General features: G+C 40.6%; 8 protein-coding genes and 3 pseudogenes. 8 read left to right on the forward strand and 3 right to left on the reverse strand.

Annotation, left to right across the window (positions count from 1 at the left end):
- Positions 1 to 80 precede the first annotated feature (80 nt).
- Positions 81 to 860 (forward strand): annotated as a pseudogene (locus RCO84_RS13715) (hypothetical protein).
- A 185-nt stretch (positions 861 to 1,045) separates the two neighbouring features.
- Here the strand turns inward: RCO84_RS13715 and RCO84_RS13720 are convergent.
- Both RCO84_RS13720 and RCO84_RS13725 read right to left on the reverse strand, forming a co-directional pair.
- Positions 1,046 to 2,404 (reverse strand): MATE family efflux transporter, encoded by a 1,359-nt coding sequence (locus RCO84_RS13720; protein WP_089543232.1) that lies wholly within the window; start codon positions 2,402 to 2,404, stop codon positions 1,046 to 1,048.
- 95 nt (positions 2,405 to 2,499) lie between these two features.
- Positions 2,500 to 3,348: an AraC family transcriptional regulator gene (locus RCO84_RS13725; protein ID WP_317585407.1), complete on the reverse strand. Its 849-nt coding sequence runs from the start codon at positions 3,346 to 3,348 to the stop codon at positions 2,500 to 2,502.
- Positions 3,349 to 3,486: 138 nt separating this feature from the next.
- On the opposite strand from RCO84_RS13725, the pseudogene RCO84_RS13730 reads away from it, so the two are divergent.
- From RCO84_RS13730 to nagB, 4 genes and pseudogenes are all read left to right on the forward strand, one after another.
- A pseudogene (locus tag RCO84_RS13730) lies at positions 3,487 to 3,650 on the forward strand (IS1380 family transposase); the annotation flags it as partial.
- A 653-nt stretch (positions 3,651 to 4,303) separates the two neighbouring features.
- Positions 4,304 to 5,569 carry a VapE domain-containing protein gene (locus RCO84_RS13735; RefSeq protein ID WP_317585408.1) on the forward strand — a complete coding sequence of 422 codons (1,266 nt, stop codon included), beginning with the start codon at positions 4,304 to 4,306 and terminating at the stop codon, positions 5,567 to 5,569.
- 310 nt (positions 5,570 to 5,879) lie between these two features.
- Positions 5,880 to 6,332 carry a DUF6078 family protein gene (locus RCO84_RS13740; protein WP_006848211.1) on the forward strand — a complete coding sequence of 151 codons (453 nt, stop codon included), beginning with the start codon at positions 5,880 to 5,882 and terminating at the stop codon, positions 6,330 to 6,332.
- Between the two features lie 85 nt (positions 6,333 to 6,417).
- A complete protein-coding gene (gene nagB, locus RCO84_RS13745; protein WP_287853816.1) occupies positions 6,418 to 7,209 on the forward strand; it encodes a glucosamine-6-phosphate deaminase in 792 nt (263 codons plus the stop codon).
- Between the two features lie 48 nt (positions 7,210 to 7,257).
- Here the strand turns inward: nagB and RCO84_RS13750 are convergent, their stop codons facing one another.
- The gene (locus tag RCO84_RS13750) at positions 7,258 to 7,716 is read right to left on the reverse strand and encodes an ATP-binding protein (protein WP_287875831.1); all 459 of its coding nucleotides are present in this window, start codon (positions 7,714 to 7,716) and stop codon (positions 7,258 to 7,260) included.
- Positions 7,717 to 7,978: 262 nt separating this feature from the next.
- On the opposite strand from RCO84_RS13750, the gene RCO84_RS13755 reads away from it, so the two are divergent.
- From RCO84_RS13755 to RCO84_RS16965, 3 genes and pseudogenes are all read left to right on the forward strand, one after another.
- On the forward strand, positions 7,979 to 9,733 hold the full coding sequence (locus RCO84_RS13755; RefSeq protein ID WP_317585409.1) for a hypothetical protein: 1,755 nt from the start codon (positions 7,979 to 7,981) through the stop codon (positions 9,731 to 9,733).
- Positions 9,734 to 10,417: 684 nt separating this feature from the next.
- Positions 10,418 to 11,323, forward strand: a complete 906-nt coding sequence (locus tag RCO84_RS13760) for a hypothetical protein (RefSeq protein ID WP_144155364.1) — start codon at positions 10,418 to 10,420, stop codon at positions 11,321 to 11,323.
- A 535-nt stretch (positions 11,324 to 11,858) separates the two neighbouring features.
- A pseudogene (locus RCO84_RS16965) lies at positions 11,859 to 12,244 on the forward strand (transposase).
- The last annotated feature ends 71 nt before the right edge of the window (positions 12,245 to 12,315 follow it).

Raw genomic sequence — 12,315 nt, forward strand, 5'->3', positions numbered from 1 at the left:
AAGTTGCTCAGGATTTTGGCATGTCAGAAATTTCACTTATCTTAGTGCTGCTTTTTAAAACAAATAAAACTCTGAATGACATGGCAAAAATACAAATAAAATCTGAGAAACTCACTCCTTTTGGAGGAATTTTTTCTATTATGGAGCAATTTGATGCTCTTTTAGCTCAAACCATAGATTCCACCTTGGGATTGAGATGCACATTGTCTGGTTATCAATATAGTGAGATTCTACGTTCTCTGATGTGCGTATATCTTTGTGGTGGCTCATGTGTTGAGGATTTTTCAACACACCTTATGAAACATTTGTCTCTTCATCCAACTCTTCGTACTTGCAGCGCAGACACCATATTGCGTGCTATCGGAGAACTGACTTATAAGAACATCACCTATAAGTCTGCTTCTGGCAAATCCTATGATTTCAATACAGCAGACAAGATGAACTGCTTATTGATCAAAGCCCTGCTTGCTACTGGTCAATTGAAATCCGGTCAAGAGTATGATTTTGACTTTGATCATCAGTTCATAGAAACAGAGAAGTATGATGCAAAACCAACCTACAAGAAGTTTTTCTATGACATGAACAATGGCTTAGGCTGGAATAGATTGCCAAAATCGTTCATGGCACAGAATACAGTATTCCTACTTATGACTGCTCTCATCAGAAACTTCTACAAAGCTATTATGCAGAGATTGAAAACCCATGAATTTGGATTGCACTCCACCAGCAGAATCAAGACCTTTGTGTTCAAGTTCATCTCTGTTCCTGCAAAATGGATTTAGACGTCACGTAGGTACGTATTGAACATTTATTCAGACAACTATGCTTATGCCAACCTGTTCAAGACAGACTTTGGTTAAAGGCCATGCTTTTCTGGTTAAACCGGCGTATTACCTCAAGTCGCTTTATGGGGTAAGGGGATTTTGTGTCTGCGACATTTCTGTTGTGCAAGAAATATGTACAATAAAATGAATTTTGTCGCTTTGCAAGCAAAATCCCACTAAACCCTATAGGTTGCGGATTTGAGGATCATATCTTTTATGGTTCAACATTGCAGATTCTCTGTTGTGAGATGTGATTTATGACCTATCTCCTTATGAATTCGGACAGCAAAGAACAGTGTCATTAAAGTTGCAAAGACGTCGGCAATAGGCTGTGCATAAAGCACTCCATTTAGTTCCCAATACGATGGAAGCAGCAATATTATAGGGATAAAAAACAAACCTTGCCGTCCGATGTTTAGCAGAAGACTTTGCCTTGCTCTTCCGATTGCCATATATAGTGTGGAATACACAAATTGGAATCCGAAAGTGAAGAACATAATCGTATTGGCTCTAAGCGCAATTCTTGCTATTTCCTGCATTGTTTCGTCTTTACCGAAACAACTGATGATAGGAGAGGTAAAAATGACTATAAGAATACTCCAGAGCACACAAAACGAGGTTGAGAGTATCAGAGAACAGCACACCGCTTCCCTTAATCTTTGAAAATTGCCTGCCCCGTAGTTATAGCCTGCCATAGGTTGGAGTCCTTTTACAAATCCGAAGACCACGTTTGTTCCCAATGTGACGATTTTCAGGACGATACCCACAGCCGCAACAGCCTCTGCCCCATATTTCACAGCGGCTTTCTGCAACAAACAGATGGAAAGGGTCTGGAGTAGTTGCAAAAAGAGCATAGAGATACCAATCTTAATGATGTCTGCGTATATTCTTATCGTGGGAGCGAACAAGGCAAGAGATACTTTTACCTCTGCTTTCGTAAGGAAACGGATGTAAATAGCTGTCGTGATGATTCTTGAAAGAATAGTTGCCCATGCAGCACCTTCCACACCCCAATTGAAAGTGTATATAAACAAGGGGTCTAATGCAACATTAACGATAGAGCCGATGATCATTGCCGACGCAGATGTCTTCGACGCACCTTGTGAAACAATGATATTGGACATGGACACATTCAATGTCCCTATGACACAACTGATGATAAAAAGCCTACCGTAGGATTCTGCCAAACTTATCATCTCCTCGTTTGCTCCCATGAAAAGTAGGATGTCCGGCAGGAACGCATTGCACACAAGGGCAATGAGAGCTGCCAACATCACAGAGGTTATCACTGAGACGGAAGCGACCTGACTTGCCTTGACAACCTGTTTCGCTCCCAACAGACGGGATATATACACTCCGCCTCCGACACCGAACATCAGTCCTATCCCAAGAAATAACAACGATATAGGGAAAACAACCGATACAGCGGCGACAGGAAGAGTTCCAAGACGTGCAACCCAAAAAGTATCTACCACATTGTATATTGCCATAATCAGCATTGCGATGACAATAGGTATCCCCAACTTTGTCAGGGCTTTCATCATACTTCCTTCTCGCAAAATATTAACAGCGTTGTTCATTCTTATAATCCTTTCTTTTTAAGTGAATAAATTTCGCTGCAAAGGTACGGTGAAATACAAACTTTCACAATAGACGGACAACGGTAATGATAGCACTATTCGTGGTAAGTCCTTCTGAAGAGCGTGGGAGAAACGCCTGCAACCTTGGTAAACAGCCGTGTGAAGTAGGAGTAATCGTTAAAGCCTAAACTATGTGCAATCTCTTTGATGGAATCTGTAGTATAGACCAATTGACGTTTAGCCAACAAAATAATCTCGTTTTGGATATGGTGGCTCACACTTGTCCCCAGAACAGAATTTACAGCTTCATTCAGGTAGGCAACGGTAATGTTCAGCCGCCCGGCATAGAATGATGGCGAACGTTTGCTTCGGATATTGCTTTCCAACAAATCCCGAAATTCCCATACTATTTCCTTGTGTCTGGTCACTGTCCCCTGCAATTTGGATTGAGCTATCGTTGCATTTACAATGTTCTCCACGACTAACCCTACAATGACGGTGGTCAGTCGCTGAACGACTGCTTTGGCAGATGGATTTTCCATGCCACTCAGTTTGCTGTCAAGAAGTGATAATAATAGTTTCTGTTCCGGTATGTCGGATAGTTGTATTTGAGGGCGACCGTATCTCTCAAGCGTTCGTTTTTCCTCCTTATCCACCAATATCGAGTCGATAACCAGAAATTTTGCAGAAAGATTGGAAGCGTCGATGATACGATGCACCTGCCCGGGTAGAATGATAGCCAGACTTCCTTTCCCGAAAGTGTATTCCTCGAAATCAATATTCAGACAGCATTGCCCACCCTCTATGAAGCCAAAGAAATAATAATCGTCGGTATGAGAAAAGGCGTATCTGTCTGAAGATGCCGATGTCCGAGAGATGACGGTCTTCAGATAGACTCCGAAATCTGAGAGTTGTGAACTTCTATGGATAGGTAACCGAGACATATACCTTAATTCCGCAACACTATAAATTTTAACTTTTATAATCCCCTGAGCAACAAAAAGTTGTTCAGGATTTTGCCATGTCAGAAATTTCACTTATCTTAGTGTTGCAAAATAAAAACAAACAAAATTCTGAATGACATGGCAAAAGTACAAATAAAATCCGAGAAACTCACTCCTTTTGGGGGATTTTTTCTATTATGGAGCAATTTGATGCTCTTTTAGCTCAAACCATAGATTCCTCCTTGGGATTGAGATGCACTATGTTTGGTTATCAATATAGCGAGATTCTACGCTCTCTGATCCTGCGAAATGGATTAAGACATCACGTAGGCATGTATTGAACATTTACTCAGACAACTATGCTTATGCCAACCTGTTCAAGACAGACTTTGGTTAAAGGCCATGCTTTTCTGGTTAAACCGGCGTATTACCTCAAGTCGCTTTATGGGGTAAGGGGATTTTGTGTTTACGACGTTTCTGTTATGCCCAAGGAATATGTACAATAAAAGAATTTTTGTCGTTTTACAGGTAAATTCCCACGAAACCCTATAGGTTGCAGATTTGAGGGAAAATAAGTTTTGCCACAAAGGTAAGATTTATTTTCGGATTATGCAAGGATATGCGCTTGTTTTTCCTCTTTTTTCCCCATACTTTTCCCCGTAGCCCCCTTGTTTCTTCCCTAATTTCAGAAAAGTAGCGGGAAGGTGGCGGGGAAATTTGGAATCGGCGAAGGGAAGTATTAACTTTGCAATCGAAAACGAAAGAGCGGCGAAATGCTGAACCATGAATGAGCTGAAACTCTTCACTCTTCACCTGAAGCCCGGAAATGCCCATAAACAGAGGGGTTTCGAGGGGTGAAGAGATAGAGACAACTCTTCACCCACTCTTCACCACTCTTCACCTTATTATATATAAGGGCTAAAAGATGATTATTATTAACTAAAAAAATTAATATATGAACAAAGTTACAGCTTTATCGTCATCAGATAAGATGACAAACGAAATTTCAGCACTCTCTCTTGTTGAGAGTTTTCTCGATGAGTATTATCTCTTCCGTAGAAATGTGCTAAGTGGTAAAACCGAGTATCTCACTCTCTCAAAGAATGAGGACGAAACAGAGGAGCCCGTAGAAGAGGAACCGGAAACCGGTGGGGAAGAGGAGGAATCTTCTGACTCAACCTGGAAGGTGCTGACTCCGGAGGCTTTCAATTCTATCGTCCGTCATGCCAAGCGGTTGGGTGTGGGAGGCAAGAAGTCGCCCCGACAGGATATTGAGGAGTTCGTACGTTCTGAAGAGGTTCCGGAGTTTGACCCTATCAGGGAATATCTCGAAAACCTGCCTGAATGGGATGGAAAGAACCATGTGGCTGAACTCTTTGGCAGGATTCCGGGGCTTACAAGTGAACAGTTGGGATGGTGCGCCACCTGGCTCCGTTCAGCTGTCGCCCACTGGTTGCAGATGGATATGTTTCATGGCAACGAAACCACTCCTGTGCTTATCGGCAAGCAGGGTTGCGGCAAGAGTACCTTTGCCTATCGCCTGCTGCCGGATCATCTGCGCCAGTATTTCCTCGACCACATCAACTTTGCCAATAAGTTTGACTCCGAGATGGCGCTCACTCATAATCTCTTTGTCAACATAGATGAGTTTGCGAATATGGGACCATCGCAGCAGGGCAAGCTGAAGCAGATGCTTTCGAAGGTGAAGGTGAACGGGCGCCCTATCTTCGGCAAGTGTCAGGATGACCGTCCGCGTTACGCTTCCTTCCTGGCAACTACCAATGATGAGCATCCGCTCTGCGACCCTACGGGTAGCCGCCGATTCGTCTGTCTGCACATTCCGGCAGGTGAATATATCGACAACGGTTCCCCCATCATTTATGACCAGCTCTATGCACAAGTTATGTATGAGCTTTGCCATAAGAAGACGCCTTACTGGTTTACCAATGCCGAGGTGGACCGTATCCAGAAGTGCAATCTTCCTTTCTTCAAGGTAGATGATTTTGAGTCGATGCTGAAGAGCTGTTTCCGTGTTCCTGAGGAGAATGAAACGGGCGAATGGCTCATCTGTTCGGATGTTTTCGAGGTTCTTCACGAAAGATTTCCGATGCTGATCAGTAATCTGAGTACCAAGATTCGCATAGGCCAGTCGCTCAAACTCCTGGGGTGCAAGATGAAGCATACCAAGAAGGGTCAGGCCTATCTGCTTGTAAGAATCTGAAAATATAGCTAAGCGGCAGATGGGTGAAGAGTGGTGAAGAGTGGGTGAAGAGTGAGAAACAACTCTTCACCCCTCGAATCCCCTCTGTTTATCGGCATTTCCGGGGGTTAGGTGAAGAGTGAAGAGTTTTTCGCAGTTCCTTTCTTAAATTTCTTTCTCAGGCTTTTCCGATAGCTGTCTGACTAGAACAGCCCACTGTTCTCATAGCGGCTAGTTGGCTGTCTGTGGTTCGCCAGTTGGCTGTTTGCCGATAACAGCCTCTCAATCTTTCGAAGAAAAAATTATTTATCCAACTTAAAAAATAAAGAACATGAACAATATTTCAATCCATTCCATTGATACGGTATGTCTCAAGGAGGCGTGCCCGGTACATCACCTTTGTGCTCGTTTTGAGCGTTATCAGAAGTTGCGTAAGTCGGAGAAGGTATTCAGTATTCTGAACCCGGACCATATAGCCTGCAGCGAGCAGGGCTGCGCCTATCGTCTTCAGAAGAAGATCATACGCATGGCACGCGGATTCCGCCGCATGTTCGGTACGATACCTTCTGCCAATACGCCTCATTTCTGGCACTTTTCGCCCTATATCAGCGAAAGCACCTATTGCAAGGCGAAGCGCGGCGCCATCCTCATCGCACCCGATATGCAGCAGAAATTACTGCGTCTCTTCGAGCAGAATGGCGCCGATATCAGCATCGGTTTTGATGAATATGTAGAGCAGGAGGGCTATGAAGAAGTAGATACCGCAAACTGTAAAAAAATATAATTTTTGCCATCTTTTAGCGGTAATGAAACAGATTTTTATTATTTTTGTTTTCTGAATTTTACAACTAAACAATAAGAAATAGATTATGCGTGTTATTATCGAAAAAGATTATGAGAAGCTGTCAAAGTGGGCAGCTGATCATGTAGTTGAAACAATTAACAGATTTCAACCAACTGCTGAACGTCCTTTTGTTCTGGGTTTGCCAACCGGTTCTTCACCTCAGGGCATGTATGCCAATCTGGTAAAGGCGGTAAAAGAAGGCAAGGTTTCGTTCAAGCATGTCATCACCTTCAATATGGATGAATATGTAGGTTTGCCGGAATCTCATCCTGAGAGCTATCACTCTTTCATGGCTACCAATCTCTTCAATCATATCGACTGTCCTAAGGAGAATATTCATATCCTGAACGGTAATGCCGAGAACCTGGAAGAGGAGTGCCGTCATTATGAGCAGATGATAGAAGAAGCGGGTGGCATCGACCTCTTTATCGGTGGTATCGGTCCTGATGGCCATATCGCTTTCAACGAGCCATTCTCTTCTCTAACCTCCCGCACACGAGTAAAGACGCTCACTACAGACACCAAGATTGCCAACTCCCGTTTCTTCGATAATGATCCTGAGAAGGTACCTAGTCTGGCTCTGACCGTAGGTGTGGGTACCGTGATGGCTGCCCGAGAGGTAATGATTCTCTGCAACGGTCATAACAAGGCCCGCGCCCTGCAGGCTGCCATCGAAGGTCCTGTTACCCAGGCTTGGACCATCAGCGCTCTGCAGCAGCACCAGCATGGCATCATCGTTTGTGATGAGATTGCCTGCGATGAACTGAAGGTGGGTACTTACCGTTACTTCAAGGATATCGAAAAGGATAATCTCTAGCATATAGCTAGGGACGATTTCGTGGAAAATAAAAATAGCGGCATTTCTCTATCTCAGGGAAATGCCGCTTTTAACATGAAAATATGAAGTATATCCCTTGACCCATAGAAACTCCTCGAAGTCCATGGAGTGCATGGTATAGTCTTCTTTATATCCCACGCTGTTGGATTCTATCTCCCGATAGTTGATGCCCATGAGGGAGCCAGAGCAAATCACATCATATCTTCCATCAATCTTGAACGCCTTTAGGGAGGTGGCGCAAGCCGGACAGTCTTGCATCTCATCGAAGAAAATGAGCGTGTTGCCTGGTTCTAGTTTAATGGAAGGGTCGATGAAGGTTAATGCTCTTGTAATGGAGTCTACATCATATCCTTCTTCGAAGATTGCCTTGTATTTTTGTTGTAGCACAAAGTTGATGGCAACTACATTTTTATAGTTGCTATTAGCAAATTGCATGATGGAGGCAGTCTTTCTTATTTGTCGTGCTCCCTTGACGATAAGAGGCATTCTGTTCTCATTTTCTCTCCATTTTTTGAGAAATTTATCTACGTAATAACTTCATAATCAGTTCGTTTTGGTTGTAAAGGTACTACTTTTTTACAAAATTTCAAGGAAATCTGATGAAAAAATTACAAAATTCCAAGGTGTTTGTTGCTCTTTATCACATTTTCTTAAAATGGCTTTTGCTAATGGGATTTTTTTATTATCTTTGCAACCTGTATACATTTCCGTTTGGGATTACGCTTGATAAACAAAACTAATTTAGAGCATGAAACATAGATGGATATATCTCGTTCTGCTTTTGGTTGCCATTGTTTCTTGTACGGGTAATAAGAGATATGACAATTTGATGCAGCGAGCAGACAGCATTATGGATAGTAACGATGACTCGGCGAAAGTTGCCATCGAGTTATTGGACAAGGTGAAGCCCCAGTTGGATGACTTTACCAAAGGGCAGCGTATGCGTTATGAACTGCTCTATCATAAAGCTATGAACAAGGCTTGCATCACGTTCACATCTGATACCGTGATGAAGGAGGTCGTGGATTATTATGACCATCATGGTTCGGCTAATGAGCGGATGCTAGCCAACTATGTGTTGGGCTGCGTGTATAGAGACATGCATGAGGCACCGATGGCATTGGAGTATTATAATAAAGCGACGGAGCAAGCCGATACCACTGCCGCAGATTGTGACTATGGCACGCTTTATAGAGTATACAGCCAGATGGGTTTTCTCTTTAGTAAGCAATATTTACCTTATCAAGAGTTGAATGCTTTTGATAAGGCGGAGAAGTATGCCTATTTGGCAAAGGACACCTTCAATGCTATCGTAAATTACCAAAATCAAGGAGAAGTCTATGATTTTTTAGGAAAAAAAGATTCGGCTATTGCTATAAATTTACAGGCAGCGAAGTTGTTTAAAAAACATGGCAACGATTATGCAGCAGCCATTGCTTTTGGATGTAATTACAAATATTATATTGAAAAGAAAGATTCTATTAATGCAAAGAAAGCTTTTGAGGCTTACAACTCTACAGGATATGAAGGCAATTCTAATTATGAAGATGCCAAAGCGTATGTATTATACCAAAAGGGAACTTATTATCTGTTTGTAAATAAACAGGACTCTGCCTATGATAATCTATCCCTAAGTTTTAAAATATGTAAATCATATAGTATTAAAGCTGCTACGACCAAAGCCTTAGCTCAATATTATGCAAAGGTTAATCAACCGGCAATGGCTATGAAGTATGCCTTGCAAAGTTCTGAGTATAATGACTCGGATTTGATAGAAGCCAGGAAGACTCAGTTACAGCAAGTTCAAGCCATGTACGATTATAGCAGAAACCAAGAAATAGCCAAAAATGCAGAGCAGAAAGCTGAACGCAGTACTCGGATGAACTATATGATAGTTTTATCTTGTCTCATGCTCTTTTTACTGCTTTCTTATATCTATAGGAAACAAATTGCTATTAAGAAAAAGAAAATAGCCGTCTCAAAACTATTATATGAAGATAGTTTACTTAACCTTAAAAGGTTACAAGATGAAAGAGCCAAACTTGTTGCAGAAAACGACAATAAATTAGCTCAAGTCATCATGGAAAAAGAAAATACCATCAGTAAATTAAAAGCTGAAATAACTCATATACAAGAAAGATACTCGCTATCTTCTGTGTCAGATGCCGATTTAATATTAAAAGATTCTTCTATTTATAAGAAAATTAAATTTATAGAGGTGCATCCTAAGGAGAAAATGTGTGAGGAAGATTGGAAAGAGTTAGCTGATACAATAGAGGAAGTGGTTCCTAACTTCATTCCTGTATTGAAAAATAAACTTAATGATAAAGACTACCAAATTTGTTTATTGGTTAGATTAGGTTTCTCTACATCCTTGGTAGCAAGACTGCTAGGACTATCAGATGCAGCAATCTCAAAAAGCAGGAAAACAATGTTGAAAAAGATATGTAGAAAAGAAGGCAAGCCAAAAGAATTTGATGAGTATATTCTACAAATTCAATAATTTTGTGCATAGTAAATTTTGGGTAAAATACTTTGGTAAATGCTTAAAGTTGAATTATTTATGTGAAAGGTAAAAAATAGGTAAATTTTAAATTGATGATTTATTTGTGTGTTTCGTTGTAAATTTGTACTTTTGCAGCAAAGTTTTGAATAAACTATAATCAAAAAATATTGTAATATGAAACAGACATTAATGAATCTCATTATTTATGGGGGGGGCATTATTTTTATGTCCTACTCATTCAATAGCCGAACCTTATACCTTATCGTATAGCTTGGTTGGTACTAATCGTGGAACTATCACTGGGAGTAAATCACCCAAGCGACCATTGGTTGTTGATTTGGTGGATCACACATTGACCTTGCCGAGTCAAGTGATTGGTAATACGCTCATACTTGAAAGTGAGGAAGGGGATGTCTATACCTATTACATAATAGATACAACATTTCAAATTTCTGAAAATCTGAGTGGTGAGTATGAGATTACTATTTCTGATGGAAATAGTATGTATCATGGTAAGATTGATATCGAATAAAAAAGGATATAAAGGTGTCAAAAAGATACGAAAAATATTCCAGATAACAGCATAAATTAGAGATTATTTTCGTGAAATGTAAAAATTTTAGACAGGCCTTGCTTTTTAAAGTTGGCTCAGTATTTTATAAATCTAAAAAATAATAGTTTATGATTAGAAAGAAGTTTTTGTTTTTATTTGTTGGATGTGTAATCTGGGTGTCATGTAGTGAACATGCTTTTGATACACATAATGTGGTAGCAGATTCTAATTCTGTATTATTGACAAAAATGTCATCGTTTAATGATAGTTTAATCCAAAGTAGAGTGGAGACGCGAGGTTGGGTTAAGCCTGGAGCTTGGAAACGTGCACAAGTGATAGCGGCTGATTGTGGTGGAGCTTGGTCATTAGGAAAAGCTGGCTTTTGGGCTGGTGGCCTTTTTTCGCCAGGAGGTGCAGCTGTTGGTGCTACAATTGGTGCTCTTATCGGAGGTACTTGTGGTTCATATACAGCTTATGCTTCTTTGTATTGGAGTCGTGCATTGCCTTTACATCCTCTTACACCTCAAAAGGCAACTACAGCATATGCTTCTTTGTTGAATGATGAAAATGTAAATTTTGAGGAATATGTTCCTAAAACAATAAATGTAGATTATCCTATTTTAGATGATAATATTACATTAATGGGAGCAAAGCATAATGTTCTTCTCAAAAGTATAATGCTTGATGATTTCAAAGAAAATGATTATAAAGACATTCTTTCGGATGAAGAAGTTAAGGTGATTGAATCAAAGGAATATAAAGCTTCGTTCGATTCTATTATGGCATCTATTTCTGTTATTGATGGAGTTCTTGTTTTAAAAGGAAACGATGTAGGAACAAAATTGATGAATCTTTTTTATGATGTATTTCAAAAATATTCTGAAGACTCAGATGATGTTCAGTTTTTAATCAATAAATATATTGATGAAGTAAATAGTACATCAGAACTTTCAGATGAAGATAAAAAGCTAGTATATTCTAGTTTGAGTGTTATTGCTTCAAGTTATGAATTTTGGTCAAATATAGATTTATAATTATGAAATATCCATGAGCTAAAAAAATCTTGCCAAAGCGAATGTAAATTGGAAATAAAATGCTATCTTTGTTGCGTTAAATCAACATTGAGCAATTATGACTAACGTAACATTTCCTCAGTTGATCCAGCGAGGCTGTGGTATCGACGTCCACTTGAAGGTGGTGGTGGCAACAATTGATGGTGTGGGCATCCGTAAGGAGACTCGCACTTTTGACACCTTCACGAGTTGTTTGACAGAAATGAAAGAATGGCTGTTAGCTAATGGTATTACCCATGTAGCAATGGAGAGTACCGGTGTTTATTGGAAACCAGTAATGCGTGTCTTGGAAGACTGCAACATCAAGCTTTCAAGTGTTGTAGCTAACACCTCTGGTGTTACAGCAACAGCTTTGATAGATATGCTTTGCGAAGGTCGTAAGTTGACAATAGAAGACATCGAAAGTGTTTATCACAAGAAATTGTCGGCTAGTCCGCAAGAATTGTTGGAGGCTTGCACTGGCTTTGTCGAGGAGCACCATGTATATATGCTTCAGATGATTCGTAAGAGTATTGCTCAAACGCAAGGACTCGTTGATGAATTGTCCAAGCGTATCAAGGAAATACTTATCAAGTATGACAATGTGCTAGAATTACTGAAGGAGATACCTAGTTTCAATACCAAGGTAGTCGAGGACCTCGTTTCAGAAATTGGCCTTGACATGTCAGCTTTCCCATCCGAGAAGCATTTGGCATCTTGGGCAGGTATCTGCCCTGGCAATAATGAGAGTGCTGGTAAAAAAACGGAAGAATTACTCGCGGTAACAAACAAGTAAAGGCTGTCCTGACAGAGGCAGCGTGGGCTGCGACCCGTACCAAGAATTCATTCTTCAGTGAACGTTACCATCGTATCAGTGCCAGACGTGGAAAAAGCGTGCCTTGATTGCGGTTGCACACTCTCAATTAACTGCTGCATATCTGATTCTCAGCACAGGTGCTAGATACCATGAGTTG

This window comes from Segatella copri (genome assembly GCF_949820605.1).
In the GTDB taxonomy this organism is placed as follows: Bacteria; Bacteroidota; Bacteroidia; order Bacteroidales; family Bacteroidaceae; genus Prevotella.